Source organism: Salmonella sp. NW177, assembly GCF_051811585.1.
In the GTDB taxonomy this organism is placed as follows: domain Bacteria; phylum Pseudomonadota; class Gammaproteobacteria; order Enterobacterales; family Enterobacteriaceae; genus Salmonella; species Salmonella enterica.
Genome location: NZ_JAMMZV010000004.1, coordinates 401642 through 418256, shown reverse-complemented (window position 1 = coordinate 418256; position 16615 = coordinate 401642). Strand labels below are relative to the sequence as shown.

The following is a 16615-nucleotide window of genomic DNA, read 5'->3' as shown; positions in this document are numbered from 1 at the left end:
TATGCTAAATACGTGCTATCACCGTGGTAAAAATTTTAGGGGGCGTCGTGTTTAAACCGCTTATTGCCTCTCTCATGCTGACCAGCGCGGTCGTCTATGCGAAACCGATGCCTTTGACGGCGGCGCGCTATGCGCAGCAGCTTGGCGTTGGGATGGATGTTGACTGGGCGCGAACGGAACGGGGTATCCGCGAGTTTGATCCGCTGGTCGTGCGGGATTTTAAGGCAAAAGGGTTAACGCATGTCCGTATTCGTGTGGCAGGCGCGCCGACGGAAGCGCGCCTCATCCATTTGCGTAAGCTGGTAGAAGCCTGCGAATACTATGGCGTCATACCCATTATTGCCTATCAGGCGGATGCGTATAAAACCGATCCCAGCGCCAGCCATGAAAAGGAGCTGATCAACTGGTGGAGCGTGGTCGCGCGCTATTTTGGTCAGACATCCCCGCTTCTGGGGTTCGATCTCATTTATGAGCCTGCCGACAAACTCAATCATAATATGGCGTCGCTGAATCGCGTATATGACAAAACCATCCGCCTGATTCACGCCATTGATCCACAGCGGATGATTTTCGTTGCCCCCCGCATGCGCGCCGCGCCGGAGGATTTGTCGGCGCTTAAACTGCCGGCGCAAAGCCAGAACTATGTACTGGCGGAGTGGCACATCTTCCCGTGGGGCCCCCTGAAAAGCGGCGGTAAATATCCGTGGACATCAGGCACGGCGGCGGAAAAAGCGGCGATTCGGGCACGGATCAACGCTGCGGTTCGCTGGCAGCATAAGACTGGCCATGCAAGCTGGGTGGGCGGATGGGCGCCGGGAGAGTCGATAAAAATGACGCCGGTCGCTTCACAGTTCGCGTTTGCCCGTTTTATGGCCTGCGAGCTGAAAAAAGCGCATATTCCGTATGCGATAAACGCGGACACTCAGTTTTATGACGGCGAAGAAGGGGCGTGGCGTCCGGCGCAAGAGCCCCTGCTCAATGCGATGATCGCGCCGGAGTGTGAAACGCCCGGCAAAAAGCCGGGCGAGGGGAACGTTAAACCGTCTGTCCCTGATGCGATATCCGTGACGCCAGCGGCAGCCAGCACGCCAGGATCAGCAATCCCATAAGGGTCATCAACAGTCCCAGGCTGCCCTGACCGGTTTGCGGCAGCATTGCCGAAAGCCACGCCAGTACGCCGGAACCAATATTTTGCAGCCCGCCGACCAGCGCGCCAGCGGTGCCTGCGAGGAACGGAAACGGCTCCATCGCGCCGCTGGTGGCCAGTGGAAATAACATCCCGGCACCGAAGAAAAACAGCGCTGCGGGGATGAGTAGCGTCCAGACGTTCATCACGCCAAACCAGCCGGGAATCCACATCATAAGACCTGCCAGCAGACAGCAAATAACTGACTGCCACATCAGGGTTGAGAAGCGTTTATTCGGGCGTCCGGCAAACCAGGCGCCGAAGAACGCCGCCGGAATCGGCAGAATAAACAGAATGCTTACCACCATACTGCTGAGACCTAATACTGCCCCCATCAGCACGCCGGAACAGGCTTCAAAGACCGCAATGCCAGCCAGCCCGCCGATTAGCATCAGCAGATAACAGTTAAATGCGCCGTTGCCAAACAGCGTTTTATAGCTGGCGATCAGCCGTGTGCGCGGCGCGCCGGCGGGGCGGGTTTCCGGCATCCAGCGCGCCATGCTGAAGGTGACGCCAGCGCAAAGCACCAGCAGGAAAGCGTAACACGCGCGCCAGTTCCACAGGGTGTCCAGCAGACCGCCAATCAGCGGCGCTAACAGCGGGCTGACCAGAATCCCCATATTTAACAGGCTATTGGCATGACGAAGCTGCGTTCCTTCATACAGATCGCGCGGGAGCGTTCTCGCCATTACTCCGCCAACGCCGGTTCCCATCCCTTGCATGGCGCTGGCGGCAATCAACACCGTCAAACTATGCGTGGTCATGGCGATCAGGGTCGCTACCATAAAAATAGACATGCCGACGAGGATTACCGGGCGGCGCCCAACCCGGTCGGAAAGCGGGCCGTAAAACAGTTGCGAGACGCCGTAGGTCAGGAGGTAAGCAGCCATTACGCTCTGGACGGCGCCTTCCCGGACGTTTAGCGCTTGCGCCATATCGGCGATGGCGGGAATATAAATGGTTTGCGCCATCTGCCCTACGGCCACCAGTAACACCAACATCAACAACAAATTGACGTTTCTCTGCCTTTTCATTTCGCTGATTACTTTTCAAAAAAAGAAAAAATAAGAATAACTTGCTGCGCATTCCCATAAATGCGAGAGGAATCTATCACACCAGAAAAAGAAGGCCAGACAGCAACCAGCAATGGCAGACGAAGGAACGGCAGGATATGTAAACAAAAGCGGCAACAAATGTTGCCGAGAATGTGTTACGTCTGCGGCTGTCATTGGGCGATCATGACAGACGGAGTAAAATCGCCCCGAGGGCAATCCCGCCCGCCGCCACCAGACGTAGCCCGGCCACTTTCTCTTTAAGCAACAGCCAGGCTATCAGCGCGCCGAATAAAATCGACGTCTCACGCAGCGCGGCGACCACCGCCAGCGGCGCCTGGGTCATGGCCCATAGCGCCAGCCCATAAGATCCCATAGTGCCAATCCCGCCCAAAATGCCTTTTTTCCACTGTTGCGCCAGATAACGCGACGCTTCCCGCCGCCGCGCAATCATCGCCCAGGTTAACAGGCAGGCGCCGTTGAGAAAAAATGACCATAGCGTATAGCCCAGCGCCGTTTCGGAGAGTCTTACGCCGGTCCCGTCCACCAGCGTATATCCGGCAATAAAACAGGCGTTAGTTAATGCCAGCACGACACCACGTTGAGAGCTGGCGCGGCCATTACAGGCCATCCCAAGTATCGCCATGCAGATCACTGCGATGCCGACCCAGGCCATCGACGACAGGCTGTCGCCAAGAAACAGAACGCTAATGAGCGCCACCAGCAGCGGCGCGGTGCCGCGCATAAGAGGATAGGTCTGGCTCATGTCCGAGACCTGATAGGTTTTCGCCACCAGGACGGTATACACCACCTGGAGCGCGGTAGAGGCCGCTAAAAAAGGGATACTGGCGTGAGCTGGCTGCGGCGAGAAGGGCAAAAGGATCAATGCCATGACCGCCGCAGAACCGCTGACGCCGATCGCGGCGTAGAGCTTATCGTTTCCCGCTTTGACAATGGCGTTCCAGCTGGCATGTAGCAGCGCGGCGAACAGCAAAATGCAGAAAACGGAAAGGGTCATAGCGTCAGGCGTCGTTGAGGGTGTCATAAAAACGTAACATACCCGGGAAGCGAAAGACCAGCGGATAAGGTGAAAGGGGAGCGGTTGCCCGCTCCCCTTCGGTGCGGCTTGAATCTGAATTACTTAAGGTATTTCAGAACAGCATCAAGCAGTTGCAGTGCTGCAACAATGAGTTTCAGGATAAGAATGGTGATATCCACTACGCTCATACGCGTCTCCTGTGGTTAAGGAGCACTGCCAGCCGACGTACCTTTCCGCTGCCTGTTGCCAGCTGTTGCGCACGCGATCCCTTTTGCGAGGAATAGTGTGCGTGTTGACATAACACAGTGTGCTCACGAGGGGGTTAAGGCGCTGACGGCACCACCCGTTTCAGCCAGGACTTCGTTGCGCCGGTTTACGATGCGGCCCCCGCATAACACATTGTGTCAAAGACATTATAGTTAAGCACTGTATAAATTAACAGTAATTTATAGACAGAACGGAGCTTCTGATCCATACTCAAATTCATCAAAATTCGCGCCGAAATTGCGCGTTCTGCACAGAACGCGTATACTTCTGCTGTTGACATAACACAGTGTGCTTCGCGGCTACCATCCGCATTACGCTGTAAGAACCTCGCTTCGGCGAGGTTTTTTGTTTTCCGGCATTGTGAAACGCGTAATCATCAATCCCGGCGATTACCAGAGGGCGCTACGCTTATCACGCCTATACCCCAGGTGCGTAAATTCGTAGAAAAATGTGATCGATGACGCATTTTTGTGCAGATGAAAATTTTTCCGTTGTCATGCTGAAAGCGCTGTGCTTGTATAAAACGTGTTAATAACAAACAGACAAGGCCCCTAATGAACCCTTCCATGCTGAACGCGACCCTACTAACAACTGCGCCATCTCGCGCAGTGGTCGTCGTGCGTGTGGTGGTGGTCGTCGGCAATGCGCCGTAGGGTCCGGAACACACACGATTCCAAAACCCCGCCGGCGCAAACCGGGCGGGGTTTTTTGTTTAAGACACCTTCCCGGAACGTCGGCTCAGAATAAAAGGAATGGAGCATGGCAAGTTCGGGCACAACATCTACACCTCAGCGCTTTACGGGCGCGGAATTTATTGTTCATTTTCTGGAGCGCCAGGGGATTCGTATCGTCACTGGCATTCCCGGCGGTTCGATCCTCCCCGTTTACGACGCGTTAAGCCAAAGCACGCAAATCCGTCATATTCTGGCGCGCCACGAACAAGGCGCGGGGTTTATTGCGCAGGGGATGGCGCGAACGGAGGGTAAACCTGCTGTTTGTATGGCCTGTAGCGGGCCGGGCGCGACCAATCTGGTCACGGCCATTGCCGATGCGCGCCTGGATTCCATTCCGTTAATCTGCATTACCGGGCAGGTTCCGGCGTCCATGATCGGTACTGACGCGTTTCAGGAAGTGGATACTTACGGTATCTCTATCCCCATCACCAAGCACAACTATCTGGTCAGAAATATCAACGAGCTGCCTCAGGTGATGAGCGATGCTTTTCGTCTGGCGCAGTCGGGGCGTCCCGGCCCGGTGTGGATAGACGTTCCTAAAGATGTGCAGACGGCGACAATTGAGCTGGATGCGTTGCCGTCGCCGGCGGAAAAATCACCCCCGCCGGAGTTTAGCGCGGAGAGTATCCGCGAGGCCGCCGCAATGATTAACGCGGCGAAGCGTCCGGTGCTGTATCTGGGCGGCGGCGTGATCAATGCGCCGACACGCGTGCGCGAACTCGCGGAAAAAGCGCAACTGCCGACGACAATGACCTTAATGGCGCTGGGAATGCTGCCTAAGGCGCATCCGCTGTCGTTAGGAATGCTGGGGATGCACGGCGCGCGCAGTACCAATTTTATTCTGCAAGAGGCCGATTTACTGATTGTCCTGGGCGCGCGTTTTGATGACCGGGCGATTGGCAAAACGGAGCAGTTTTGTCCGAACGCCAAAATCATCCATGTGGATATCGATCGCGCCGAGTTAGGCAAAATTAAGCAGCCGCATGTGGCTATTCAGGCGGATGTCGATGATGTACTGGCACAGTTAATTCCCCATATCGAGGCACAGCCGCGGGAAGCATGGCATCAGTTGGTGGCGGACTTGCAGCAAGAATTCCCTTGCAGTATTCCCCAGGAAAATAACCCGCTTAGTCACTATGGGCTGATTAACGCAGTCGCCGCCTGTGTGGACGACAACGCGATTATTACCACTGACGTAGGTCAGCATCAGATGTGGACCGCGCAGGCTTATCCGCTCAACCGTCCGCGTCAGTGGCTGACTTCCGGCGGGCTGGGCACCATGGGGTTTGGTCTGCCCGCGGCGATTGGCGCGGCGCTGGCGAATCCGGGCAACAAGGTGCTGTGTTTTTCCGGTGACGGTAGTTTGATGATGAATATTCAGGAGATGGCTACCGCCAGTGAAAACCAGTTGGATGTGAAAATTATCCTGATGAATAACGACGCGCTGGGATTGGTACATCAGCAACAGAGTCTGTTCTATAAACAGGGCGTTTTTGCGGCAACCTATCCGGGAAGCATCAACTTTATGCAGATTGCCGCCGGGTTTGGTCTGGATACCTGTGATTTGAATAACGAAGCCGATCCGCAGGCGGCGTTGCAGGCTATCATTCGTCGTCCTGGACCGGCGTTGATCCATGTGCGCATTGATGCAGAAGAAAAAGTGTATCCGATGGTGCCGCCGGGCGCGGCAAATACAGAGATGGTGGGGGAATAAGCCATGCAGAAACAATCACATGATAACGTTATTCTGGAGCTGACCGTTCGCAACCATCCTGGCGTGATGACCCACGTCTGCGGGCTGTTCGCCCGACGCGCTTTCAACGTTGAGGGTATTCTCTGTTTACCGATTCAGGGCAGCGATCAGAGCCGCATCTGGCTTCTGGTCAATGACGATCAGCGGCTTGAACAGATGATCAGTCAGATCGATAAACTGGAAGACGTGGCGAAGGTGGTACGAAACCAGTCCGATCCCACCATGTTCAATAAAATTGCCGTCTTTTTTGAGTAAGTTATTCACTTTCCGAATCAGGCGTGATGACTTTGACGGAACCATTCCGACAGTGAGCGGCATAATCTGTCGGTAATGGGCGATCGCTAATCAGGACATCAAAGGCAGAAAGCGGACCAATGCTGGCAGGCGCGACCTCATCAAACAGGGCGTGACGCGCCAGCAAAATTTTGCGCAGACCGCGTTCCATCGCTTTACGTTTGGCGGCAAGATCATCCGGGTTAAACCAGCTCACGCCAAAATGTTCATGTACGCCGCTGGCGGAAATAAACACTTTGCGCGGATTGAGCGAATCCAGCGCCGAAGGATTATTGGCATCATAAAAGGCATCGCTCTTGGCCCGATAGGTGCCGCCGCACAGAATCGCCGTGGCATTAGGCTTTTCATTCAGCGCGATAAATACCCGATGCGAGTAGCAAATCCCGGTAAAGGTAATATCATCCGGTATCATGCTGATAACTAATGGCATTTCCGGACCGTTATCAAAAAAAACCAGATCGTTTTCACGCACCAGGCCGGCGGCCAGGATCGCAACGGGAAGGTCGTCCCGATGATGCGTCTTTTTCGCCGGCAGCGGCATATTGGTTGAAGACGCAGGCTTATTTACCATGACGATATAGCCGCCGAGCAGCGTCAGCGGTAAAGGGTCATCATCCTGGCTGAGATCGCGGCGAATGGTCATCACCGAAACTTCCAGCATCCGCGCGGCGTCTTTCAGATGGATTCGATCGGTCTTTTTCAGTAACTCCATCAAGCGTCGGATACGTTCTTTTTGCTTGGTCTCCATTCACCCTCTCCGCAAATCATGTTGTTATGTTCCATCAGTAACATTTATGTGTTTCTGAGAACATTACAGTGTGGCACTACTATACGTCCGGCTGTCAGGAAATAAAAGTGGGTTTATTCGCGTTTTATAACAATAAATAGTTAATTTTCAGTAAATTGTAACCCTAAAAATGATTTGTTCCGCCAGGGATTGTTCACGCAGTAAATGGCAAAATGATCCTCTAATCGCGATCATAGTCACAAATGATACGGAAGTAACATGATAATGTTATTTTAATATCATTGTCGTGTGACGATTTCTGAGAGGGAGTAAAATGGATATCGCGGTTATTGGCTCTAACATGGTGGACCTTATCACCTACACCAACCAGATGCCTAAAGAAGGGGAAACTCTGGAAGCGCCGGCGTTTAAAATCGGCTGCGGCGGAAAAGGGGCGAACCAGGCCGTGGCGGCCGCTAAGCTCAATTCAAAAGTATTGATGTTGACCAAAGTGGGCGACGATATTTTTGCCGACAACACCATTCGTAATCTCGAATCCTGGGGGATCAATACGACGTATGTAGAAAAAGTACCGTGTACCAGCAGCGGCGTAGCGCCGATTTTCGTCAACGCCAACTCCAGCAACAGCATTCTGATCATCAAAGGCGCTAACAAGTTTCTCTCGCCGGAAGATATCGATCGCGCGGCGGAAGATTTAAAAAAATGCCAGCTTATTGTTCTGCAACTGGAAGTTCAGCTTGAAACGGTTTATCACGCAATAGAATTTGGCAAGAAACATGGGATTGAAGTGTTATTAAACCCTGCGCCAGCATTACGGGAATTAGATATGTCTTATGCCTGTAAATGCGATTTCTTTGTACCCAATGAAACCGAGCTGGAAATATTAACCGGTATGCCAGTGGATACCTATGACCATATTCGCGCAGCGGCACGTTCGCTGGTGGATAAAGGGCTGAACAATATTATCGTCACCATGGGTGAGAAAGGCGCGCTGTGGATGACGCGTGACCAGGAAGTCCATGTTCCGGCGTTTAGAGTGAACGCTGTCGATACCAGTGGCGCGGGCGATGCCTTTATCGGCTGTTTCGCGCATTACTACGTCCAGAGCGGGGATGTGGAAGCCGCCATGAAAAAAGCCGTCCTCTTTGCCGCTTTCAGCGTCACCGGGAAAGGCACCCAATCCTCTTATCCAAGTATTGAGCAATTTAATGAGTATCTTTCGTTGAACGAATAACAATCACCCTGCACTGTTAAAGGTAGCACTATGAACGATAAAAACATCGTTCAGATGCCCGACGGGTATCTGAATAAGACACCTCTGTTCCAGTTTATTTTGTTATCCTGTTTATTCCCATTATGGGGATGCGCAGCCGCGTTAAATGATATTCTGATTACGCAATTTAAAAGTGTATTTTCGCTGAGCAACTTTGCTTCGGCATTAGTACAAAGCGCCTTTTATGGCGGTTATTTTTTAATTGCTATTCCGGCCTCGCTGGTCATTAAAAAAACCAGTTATAAAGTGGCGATACTTATCGGCCTGACGCTATACATTGTCGGCTGTACGCTCTTTTTCCCGGCGTCGCACATGGCGACCTACACCATGTTCCTCGCGGCGATTTTCGCCATTGCGATTGGCCTGAGTTTCCTGGAAACGGCGGCGAATACCTACAGTTCGATGATCGGGCCGAAAGCCTACGCCACGCTGCGGCTGAATATCAGTCAGACCTTTTATCCGATCGGCGCGGCGGCAGGCATTTTATTGGGTAAATATCTGGTCTTTTCCGAAGGGGAAAGCCTGGAAAAACAGATGGCGGGCATGAATGCCGAGCAAGTCCACAACTTCAAGGTGCTGATGCTGGAAAACACTCTGGAACCCTATAAGTACATGATTATGGTCCTGGTAGTGGTGATGGTACTGTTCCTGCTGACGCGTTTCCCGACCTGTAAAGTCGCGCAAACCGCGAGTCATAAACGTCCCTCGGCGCTGGATACGTTACGCTATCTCGCCAGCAACGCCCGTTTCCGTCGCGGTATTGTGGCGCAGTTCCTGTATGTGGGAATGCAGGTGGCGGTCTGGTCGTTCACTATCCGTCTGGCGCTGGAGTTAGGCGATATCAATGAGCGCGATGCCTCAACCTTTATGGTCTACAGCTTCGCCTGCTTTTTTATCGGCAAGTTTATCGCCAATATTCTGATGACACGCTTTAACCCGGAAAAAGTCCTGATCCTTTACTCTGTGATCGGCGCGCTGTTCCTGGCCTATGTGGCGCTGGCGCCCAGCTTTAGCGCGGTATACGTGGCGGTGCTGGTCAGTGTTCTGTTTGGCCCCTGCTGGGCGACCATTTATGCCGGAACGCTCGATACCGTCGATAACGAGCATACCGAAATGGCGGGGGCGGTGATCGTGATGGCGATTGTCGGCGCGGCGGTGGTTCCCGCGATTCAGGGCTACGTGGCGGACATGTTCCACTCGCTACAGCTCTCATTCCTGGTTTCCATGCTGTGCTTTGTTTACGTTGGCGTTTACTTCTGGCGCGAAAGCAAAGTGCGCGGCAACCTGGCTGAAGTCGCCGCGTCCTGAGGAGATCAACCATGACAACACGTATTACATTATGGCGGGAGCTTTTTAGCGAGCAGCCGCGTATCTTGCTGGAAAATGATGATTTTACGGTTACGGCGTTTCGTTACGCCAGCGGCGTGGAAGGACTGAAAATACAAAACAGCCGCGGTCATCTGGTGATTCTGCCCTGGATGGGGCAGATGATTTGGGACGCGCAGTTTGACGGTCATGACCTGACTATGCGCAACATGTTCCGCCAGCCGAAGCCGGCAGCGGAAGTGGTGGCAACGTATGGTTGCTTTGCTTTCCATTCCGGACTATTGGCGAATGGCTGCCCGTCGCCGGAAGATACACATCCACTGCACGGCGAGATGCCCTGCGCTGCCATGGACGACGCCTGGCTGGAGTTAGAGGGCGACAGTCTGCGCGTGACCGGGCGCTACGAGTATGTGATGGGGTTCGGTCATCATTATCAGGCGCAACCTGCGGTGGTAATGCGTAAAGCAAGCGCGCTGTTTGATATTCAGATGACAGTGACTAACCTGGCTTCAGTCGCCATGCCGCTACAGTACATGTGCCACATGAACTATGCCTATGTGCCGAACGCCACGTTCCGCCAGAATATCCCGGATACCGCGCTGAAGCTACGCGAGTCGGTGCCGGCGCATGTCAAACCCACGGCGCAGTGGCTGGCGTTTAATCAACGACTTTTGCAGGGTGAAGCCTCGCTGGCAACGCTCAACGCGCCTGGCTTTTACGACCCGGAAATCGTGTTCTTCGCCGATGAACTGGACAGGTACACGGATACCCCGGAATTCAGTATGATCGCCCCGGATGGCACCACGTTCGTGACACGTTTCGCCAGTGCGGAGCTGAATTACGTGACCCGCTGGATTCTTTATAACGGCGATCAGCAGGTTGCCGCCTTTGCCCTGCCCGCGACCTGTCGGCCTGAAGGTTTTCTCGCGGCGCAACGAAATGGAACCTTGCTTCAACTGGAACCGCAGCAAACCCGGACGTTCACCGTCACGACAGGCATTGTCTGACCGCTCAAGGCTTGAACAGCCGCGCGCTTATCGTTAAGGTAAGCGCGTTTTTTTTATCCATCAGGACAGAATCCATGATCACCGTTGCCCTTATCGACGACCACCTTATCGTCCGCTCCGGCTTTGCACAGCTACTGGGGCTGGAACCTGATTTGCAGGTGGTCGCTGAGTTTGGTTCCGGGCGCGAAGCGTTGGCAGGCTTGCCGGGGCGCGGCGTACAGGTGTGTATCTGCGATATCTCGATGCCGGATATTTCCGGACTGGAGCTGCTAAGCCAACTGCCAAAAGGGATGGCGACGATCATGCTCTCGGTTCACGATAGCCCGGCGCTGGTGGAACAGGCGTTGAACGCCGGCGCGCGCGGTTTTCTCTCTAAACGCTGTAGTCCGGATGAGCTGATCGCCGCGGTGCATACGGTGGCGACGGGCGGCTGCTATTTGACCCCCGATATTGCCGTGAAACTGGCGGCGGGTCGGCAAGATCCGCTAACCAAACGCGAGCGTCAGGTGGCGGAAAAACTCGCCCAGGGTATGGCGGTAAAAGAGATTGCCGCCGAGCTGGGGCTGTCGCCAAAAACGGTGCATGTCCATCGCGCGAATCTGCTGGAAAAATTAGGCGTCAGCAATGACGTTGAACTGGCGCATCGCATGTTTGACGGTTGGTAATGAACACCTTTTTTTCCCGTTTAATCACCGTTGTTGCCTGTTTTTTTATTTTCTCCGCCGCGTGGTTCTGCCTGTGGAGCATCAGCCTGCATCTGGTAGAGCGCCCGGAGCTGGCGGCGCTGCTCTTTCCCTTCGGCCTGCGCCTGGGACTTATGCTGCAATGTCCGCGCGGATACTGGCCAGTATTGCTGGGCGCGGAGTGGCTGCTGGTGTACTGGTTAGCGCAGGAAGTTGCGCTGGCCCATCTGCCGCTTTTGATGATCGGTAGTGTGTTGACGCTACTGCCCGTGGCGCTAACCTCACGTTACCGCCATCAGCGCGACTGGCGCACGTTATTGCTTCAGGGCGCGGCCCTCACCGCCGCGGCGCTACTGCAATCCCTGCCCTGGCTGGGGCAGGGGGAAGCGGCATGGAACGCGCTACTGCTGACCCTCACGGGTGGTCTGACGCTGGCCCCCATCTGCCTGGTTTTCTGGCACTATCTCACCAGCACTACCTGGCTGCCGCTGGGACCATCGCTGGTATCGCAGCCGGTAAACTGGCGCGGGCGGCATCTGATCTGGTATCTGCTGCTGTTTATCGTCAGTCTGTGGCTGCAACTGGGTTTACCTGCTGAACTTTCGCGCTTTACGCCGTTCTGCCTGGCGTTGCCGATTATCGCGCTCGCCTGGCATTATGGCTGGCAGGGCGCGCTCATTGCCACACTGATGAACGCTATCGCGCTGATCGCCAGCCAGACCTGGCACGATCATCCCGTCGATTTATTACTTTCGCTGTTGGCGCAAAGCCTGACCGGGCTACTGCTTGGCGCGGGCATTCAGCGTCTGCGCGAGCTGAACCAGTCGTTGCAAAAGGAGCTGGCGCGCAACCATCGGCTGGCGGAGCGTCTTCTGGAGACCGAAGAGAGCGTGCGGCGCGATGTTGCGCGTGAGCTGCACGATGACATCGGGCAGACCATCACCGCGATTCGTACCCAGGCGGGCATTGTGCAACGACTGGCGGCGGATAACGGCGGCGTGAAGCAGAGCGGGCAACTTATCGAGCAGCTTTCGCTGGGTGTGTATGACGCCGTGCGTCGCCTGCTGGGGCGCTTGCGCCCGCGCCAGTTAGACGACTTAACGCTGGCGCAGGCCATCCGTTCGCTGCTGCGCGAAATGGAGCTGGAAAGCCGCGGTATTGTCAGTCACCTCGACTGGCGAATTGACGAAACGGCGCTGAGTGAAAGTCAGCGCGTGACGCTGTTTCGCGTCTGTCAGGAAGGGCTGAATAACATCGTAAAACATGCCAATGCCAGCGCGGTGACGCTCCAGGGCTGGCAGCAGGATGAGCGGCTGATGTTGGTGATTGAGGATGACGGCAGCGGCCTGCCGCCGGGCTCTCACCAGCAGGGCTTCGGCCTGACCGGAATGCGCGAACGCGTGTCGGCGCTCGGCGGGACGCTAACCATCTCTTGTACCCACGGTACGCGGGTGAGCGTCTCGTTGCCCCAGCGTTACGTTTAAGGAAGGATAATGCTTTCGTTTTTAAAAGCCCCGGCCAACGCGCCGCTCATCACCGATAAGCACGAGGTTGACGCCCGCTATCGCTACTGGCGGCGGCATATCCTGATCACCATTTGGTTGGGTTACGCGCTGTTCTATTTCACCCGTAAAAGCTTTAACGCCGCCGCGCCGGAAATCCTTGCCAGCGGCATTCTGTCCCGCAGCGATATCGGCCTGCTGGCGACGCTGTTTTACATCACCTACGGGGTGTCGAAATTTGTCTCCGGCATCGTTAGCGATCGCTCTAACGCTCGCTATTTTATGGGCATCGGGCTGATTGCGACCGGCGTAGTGAATATTCTGTTCGGCTTCTCGACCTCGCTGTGGGCCTTTGCTCTGCTATGGGCGCTGAACGCCTTTTTCCAGGGGTTTGGATCGCCGGTTTGCGCCCGTTTGCTGACTGCCTGGTACTCGCGTACCGAGCGCGGCGGCTGGTGGGCGTTATGGAATACCGCGCACAATGTCGGCGGGGCGCTGATCCCTCTCGTCATGGCCGCTGTCGCCCTGCATTATGGCTGGCGCGTCGGAATGATGGTGGCCGGATTGCTTGCCATCGGGGTGGGCATGGTCCTCTGCTGGCGGCTGCGCGACCGTCCGCAGGCGATTGGTTTACCGCCGGTAGGCGACTGGCGGCACGATGCGCTGGAGGTAGCCCAACAGCAAGAGGGTGCGGGGCTAAGTCGCAAAGAAATCCTCGCTAAATATGTGCTGTTGAATCCCTATATCTGGCTGCTTTCGTTGTGTTATGTCTTAGTGTACGTGGTGCGCGCGGCGATCAACGACTGGGGCAACCTGTATATGTCCGAGACGCTGGGCGTGGATTTGGTCACGGCCAACACGGCAGTATCGATGTTTGAGCTGGGTGGATTTATCGGCGCGCTGGTGGCGGGCTGGGGCTCGGACAAACTCTTCAACGGTAACCGCGGACCGATGAATTTAATCTTCGCTGCCGGGATTTTGCTCTCTGTGGGTTCGCTGTGGCTGATGCCGTTCGCCAGCTACGTCATGCAGGCGGCCTGTTTCTTCACCACCGGTTTCTTTGTCTTCGGCCCGCAGATGCTCATTGGCATGGCGGCGGCGGAGTGCTCGCATAAAGAGGCGGCGGGCGCGGCCACCGGCTTTGTCGGCCTGTTCGCCTATCTCGGCGCGTCGCTTTCCGGCTGGCCGTTAGCGAAAGTGCTGGAGATCTGGCACTGGACCGGTTTTTTTGCGGTCATCGCCATCGCGGCGGGGATCTCCGCGCTATTGCTGTTGCCATTTCTGAACGCTCAGGCCCCGCGCGAGACCAGCGAAGCGTGATGCACCTCACCTTTTTGCGCTGAATGGGGCAAAACTAAGAAATTTTCCCGGTTTTGCCTGGACGCTGTCGCAGGCCACTTTTCCTGTGGATTTTTACAATGCCTGCCATTCGCAGGTATAAAAATTAGCTCAGGAGTAATCCATGCTGGCCTTCTTAAACCAGGTGCGCAAGCCGACCCTGGATCTGCCGCTCGATGTGCGGCGTAAAATGTGGTTCAAGCCGTTCATGCAGTCCTATCTGGTGGTTTTTATCGGCTACCTGACCATGTACCTGATCCGCAAAAACTTTAACATCGCGCAGAACGACATGATCTCTACCTACGGGTTGAGCATGACCGAGCTGGGGATGATTGGCCTGGGCTTTTCGATCACCTACGGCGTGGGGAAAACGCTGGTTTCCTACTACGCTGACGGTAAAAATACCAAGCAGTTTCTACCGTTTATGTTGATCCTCTCCGCTATCTGTATGCTCGGCTTCAGCGCCAGCATGGGCGCGGGGTCAACCAGTCTGTTTCTGATGATCGCTTTCTATGCCCTGAGCGGTTTCTTCCAGAGTACTGGCGGATCGTGCAGCTACTCGACCATCACCAAATGGACTCCGCGTCGTAAACGCGGCACCTTTCTCGGCTTCTGGAATATCTCCCACAACCTCGGCGGCGCGGGCGCGGCAGGCGTGGCGCTGTTCGGCGCCAACTACCTTTTCGACGGTCACGTCATCGGCATGTTTATCTTCCCGTCGATTATCGCGCTGATTGTTGGCTTTATCGGTCTGCGTTTTGGCAGCGACTCCCCAGAGTCTTACGGTCTGGGCAAAGCTGAAGAACTGTTCGGCGAAGAGATCAGCGAAGAGGACAAAGAGACTGAAGAAAACGAAATGACCAAGTGGCAGATCTTTGTTGAATATGTGTTGAAAAACAAAGTGATCTGGCTGCTGTGCTTCTCCAATATCTTCCTGTATGTGGTACGTATTGGTATCGACCAGTGGTCAACCGTCTACGCCTTCCAGGAACTGAAACTTTCTAAAGAGGTGGCGATTCAGGGCTTTACCTTGTTTGAAGTGGGCGCGCTGGTCGGTACGTTGCTGTGGGGCTGGCTCTCTGACCTGGCGAACGGTCGTCGTGCGCTAGTAGCCTGTGTGGCGCTGGCGTTAATCATCGCCACCCTCGGCGTCTACCAGCACGCCAGCAACCAGTATGTCTATCTGGCCTCGCTGTTCGCGCTCGGTTTCCTGGTGTTTGGGCCGCAGCTGTTAATTGGCGTGGCGGCTGTCGGTTTCGTACCGAAAAAAGCCATCGGCGCTGCGGACGGTATCAAGGGAACCTTCGCTTATCTTATCGGCGATAGCTTTGCCAAGCTGGGTCTGGGCATGATTGCCGACGGCACCCCCGTTTTTGGTCTGACCGGCTGGGCGGGCACCTTCGCCGCGCTGGACGCCGCCGCGATCGGCTGTATCTGCCTGATGGCGATGGTCGCCGTGATGGAAGAGCGCAAAATCCGCCGTGAGAAAAAAATTCAGCAAGTCAATATCGCTTAAATGTGTGCATTTGGTAACGTTTTGCCCGGCTTAACGCCGGGCTTTTTTATGCCTTGCGTTCGTTAGACAGGACATCCGGCGTCTGGCGTAAATGAAGACAGGCGTTAATAAATCACATCCTGACAGGCCAGAACGTCGACAGTTATAAATTTACCGTTATGATGGGCATCCTGTTTGGTGACGGATGTGCGCATGATTTGGTTGATTCTGGCCACGTTTGTGGTGGTGTTTATTGTGGGTTTTCGGGTGCTGACATCGGATACCCGCCGGGCGATTCGCCGCCTGAGCGAACGGCTGAATATTGATGTAGTGCCGATAGAATCGATGATTGATCAGATGGGTAAAACAGCGGGCGGTGAATTTTTACAGTATCTGCATCGCCCTGATGAGTCGCATTTGCAAAATGCCGCTCAGGTGTTACTTATCTGGCAAATGGTGATTGTCGATGGCGGCGATCAGAATTTGCAGCGGTGGCATCGCTTGCTACAAAAAGCGCGTTTAGCCGCGCCGATCACCGATACACAGGTACGGCTGGCGCTGGGCTTTTTGCGCGAAATGGAACCCGATATGCAGGAGATCAACGCGTTTCAACTGCGCTATAACGCCTTTTTTCAGCCGGAAGAGGGTGTCCACTGGCTGCATTGATACTCTTCACTATCTCGTTAACAAAAGACGAGATGAATGAGGCTGGCAAGGGCGGAGAGCCACGATTAACGGTCGGATAGCGCGATTCATCGTTAACTAAATAAAGCGTAGCCGCCATCGTATTTGCTAAGGGTGAACCACAGAAGTAACGCACCGAATAACCGCTAACGACGCCAAAACGTCAGAGACTTATAGCTCATCATTTCCGTGACATATATCACGGAAATGTGATCTTGTTTTGAACACTAAAAC

16 protein-coding genes and 1 pseudogene are annotated in these 16615 nt (G+C 54.8%); 12 read left to right on the top strand and 5 right to left on the bottom strand.

Annotated features, from left to right (window positions below):
• The first annotated feature begins 23 nt into the window (after positions 1–23).
• Entirely contained in the window at positions 24–1109 is a 1086-nt protein-coding gene (locus tag NA986_RS14740) for a cellulase family glycosylhydrolase (protein WP_000238925.1), read from the top strand.
• Here the strand turns inward: NA986_RS14740 and emrD are convergent.
• From emrD to NA986_RS14720, 4 genes and pseudogenes are all read right to left on the bottom strand, one after another.
• Complete coding sequence (gene emrD / locus NA986_RS14735; protein ID WP_000828744.1) at positions 1036–2220, bottom strand: multidrug efflux MFS transporter EmrD; 1185 nt, start codon at positions 2218–2220, stop codon at positions 1036–1038. The two genes, NA986_RS14740 and emrD, sit on opposite strands and share 74 nt — an antisense overlap.
• A gap of 202 nt (positions 2221–2422) precedes the next feature.
• Positions 2423–3283, bottom strand: coding sequence for a DMT family transporter (locus NA986_RS14730; protein WP_020437762.1), 861 nt, complete (start codon positions 3281–3283; stop codon positions 2423–2425).
• A 92-nt stretch (positions 3284–3375) separates the two neighbouring features.
• Positions 3376–3465 carry a type I toxin-antitoxin system toxin TisB gene (gene tisB, locus NA986_RS14725; protein ID WP_000117642.1) on the bottom strand — a complete coding sequence of 30 codons (90 nt, stop codon included), beginning with the start codon at positions 3463–3465 and terminating at the stop codon, positions 3376–3378.
• A pseudogene (locus tag NA986_RS14720) lies at positions 3462–3576 on the bottom strand (hypothetical protein). The gene tisB and the pseudogene NA986_RS14720 overlap by 4 nt, the downstream one beginning before the upstream one ends.
• Positions 3577–4098: 522 nt before the next feature.
• Between NA986_RS14720 and ivbL the strand changes: the two are divergent.
• The 3 genes from ivbL (at position 4099) to ilvN (ending at position 6286) form a co-directional block, all read left to right on the top strand.
• Positions 4099–4197: an ilvB operon leader peptide IvbL gene (gene ivbL, locus NA986_RS14715; protein ID WP_001541152.1), complete on the top strand. Its 99-nt coding sequence runs from the start codon at positions 4099–4101 to the stop codon at positions 4195–4197.
• Positions 4198–4303: 106 nt separating this feature from the next.
• Complete coding sequence (gene ilvB, locus NA986_RS14710; protein ID WP_000168439.1) at positions 4304–5992, top strand: acetolactate synthase large subunit; 1689 nt, start codon at positions 4304–4306, stop codon at positions 5990–5992.
• Between the two features lie 3 nt (positions 5993–5995).
• A complete protein-coding gene (gene ilvN / locus NA986_RS14705; RefSeq protein ID WP_001171826.1) occupies positions 5996–6286 on the top strand; it encodes an acetolactate synthase small subunit in 291 nt (96 codons plus the stop codon).
• Position 6287: 1 nt separating this feature from the next.
• On the opposite strand, the gene NA986_RS14700 is transcribed toward ilvN, so the two are convergent.
• The gene (locus NA986_RS14700) at positions 6288–7073 is read right to left on the bottom strand and encodes a DeoR family transcriptional regulator (RefSeq protein WP_000448637.1); all 786 of its coding nucleotides are present in this window, start codon (positions 7071–7073) and stop codon (positions 6288–6290) included.
• A gap of 313 nt (positions 7074–7386) precedes the next feature.
• Here NA986_RS14700 and rbsK point away from each other — a divergent pair, with 313 nt between their 5' ends.
• The 8 genes from rbsK (at position 7387) to NA986_RS14660 (ending at position 16363) form a co-directional block, all read left to right on the top strand.
• A complete protein-coding gene (gene rbsK / locus NA986_RS14695; RefSeq protein ID WP_000350272.1) occupies positions 7387–8307 on the top strand; it encodes a ribokinase in 921 nt (306 codons plus the stop codon).
• Between the two features lie 30 nt (positions 8308–8337).
• Entirely contained in the window at positions 8338–9654 is a 1317-nt protein-coding gene (gene fucP, locus NA986_RS14690; protein WP_000998359.1) for an L-fucose:H+ symporter permease, read from the top strand.
• A gap of 11 nt (positions 9655–9665) precedes the next feature.
• On the top strand, positions 9666–10679 hold the full coding sequence (locus NA986_RS14685; protein WP_000213203.1) for an aldose 1-epimerase family protein: 1014 nt from the start codon (positions 9666–9668) through the stop codon (positions 10677–10679).
• Between the two features lie 74 nt (positions 10680–10753).
• Complete coding sequence (gene uhpA / locus NA986_RS14680) at positions 10754–11344, top strand: transcriptional regulator UhpA (RefSeq protein ID WP_000633672.1); 591 nt, start codon at positions 10754–10756, stop codon at positions 11342–11344.
• Positions 11344–12846 (top strand): signal transduction histidine-protein kinase/phosphatase UhpB, encoded by a 1503-nt coding sequence (uhpB, locus tag NA986_RS14675; RefSeq protein WP_001091262.1) that lies wholly within the window; start codon positions 11344–11346, stop codon positions 12844–12846. The genes uhpA and uhpB overlap by 1 nt, the downstream gene beginning before the upstream one ends.
• Before the next feature lie 9 nt (positions 12847–12855).
• Positions 12856–14184, top strand: a complete 1329-nt coding sequence (locus NA986_RS14670) for an MFS transporter (RefSeq protein WP_000948164.1) — start codon at positions 12856–12858, stop codon at positions 14182–14184.
• 142 nt (positions 14185–14326) lie between these two features.
• On the top strand, positions 14327–15718 hold the full coding sequence (uhpT, locus tag NA986_RS14665; protein ID WP_000879181.1) for a hexose-6-phosphate:phosphate antiporter: 1392 nt from the start codon (positions 14327–14329) through the stop codon (positions 15716–15718).
• Positions 15719–15910: 192 nt separating this feature from the next.
• The gene (locus NA986_RS14660) at positions 15911–16363 is read left to right on the top strand and encodes a DUF1198 domain-containing protein (RefSeq protein WP_001519640.1); all 453 of its coding nucleotides are present in this window, start codon (positions 15911–15913) and stop codon (positions 16361–16363) included.
• Positions 16364–16615 lie beyond the last annotated feature (252 nt).

Bases quoted from the DNA above. Each gene is read 5' to 3' on its own strand.
- emrD (WP_000828744.1), bottom strand. From the start codon at position 2,220: ATGAAAAGGCAGAGAAACGTCAATTTGTTGTTGATGTTGGTGTTACTG.
- NA986_RS14730 (WP_020437762.1), bottom strand. From the start codon at position 3,283: ATGACACCCTCAACGACGCCTGACGCTATGACCCTTTCCGTTTTCTGC.
- tisB (WP_000117642.1), bottom strand. From the start codon at position 3,465: ATGAGCGTAGTGGATATCACCATTCTTATCCTGAAACTCATTGTTGCA.
- ivbL (WP_001541152.1), top strand. From the start codon at position 4,099: ATGAACCCTTCCATGCTGAACGCGACCCTACTAACAACTGCGCCATCT.
- ilvB (WP_000168439.1), top strand. From the start codon at position 4,304: ATGGCAAGTTCGGGCACAACATCTACACCTCAGCGCTTTACGGGCGCG.
- ilvN (WP_001171826.1), top strand. From the start codon at position 5,996: ATGCAGAAACAATCACATGATAACGTTATTCTGGAGCTGACCGTTCGC.
- NA986_RS14700 (WP_000448637.1), bottom strand. From the start codon at position 7,073: ATGGAGACCAAGCAAAAAGAACGTATCCGACGCTTGATGGAGTTACTG.
- rbsK (WP_000350272.1), top strand. From the start codon at position 7,387: ATGGATATCGCGGTTATTGGCTCTAACATGGTGGACCTTATCACCTAC.
- fucP (WP_000998359.1), top strand. From the start codon at position 8,338: ATGAACGATAAAAACATCGTTCAGATGCCCGACGGGTATCTGAATAAG.
- NA986_RS14685 (WP_000213203.1), top strand. From the start codon at position 9,666: ATGACAACACGTATTACATTATGGCGGGAGCTTTTTAGCGAGCAGCCG.
- uhpA (WP_000633672.1), top strand. From the start codon at position 10,754: ATGATCACCGTTGCCCTTATCGACGACCACCTTATCGTCCGCTCCGGC.
- uhpB (WP_001091262.1), top strand. From the start codon at position 11,344: ATGAACACCTTTTTTTCCCGTTTAATCACCGTTGTTGCCTGTTTTTTT.
- NA986_RS14670 (WP_000948164.1), top strand. From the start codon at position 12,856: ATGCTTTCGTTTTTAAAAGCCCCGGCCAACGCGCCGCTCATCACCGAT.
- uhpT (WP_000879181.1), top strand. From the start codon at position 14,327: ATGCTGGCCTTCTTAAACCAGGTGCGCAAGCCGACCCTGGATCTGCCG.
- NA986_RS14660 (WP_001519640.1), top strand. From the start codon at position 15,911: ATGATTTGGTTGATTCTGGCCACGTTTGTGGTGGTGTTTATTGTGGGT.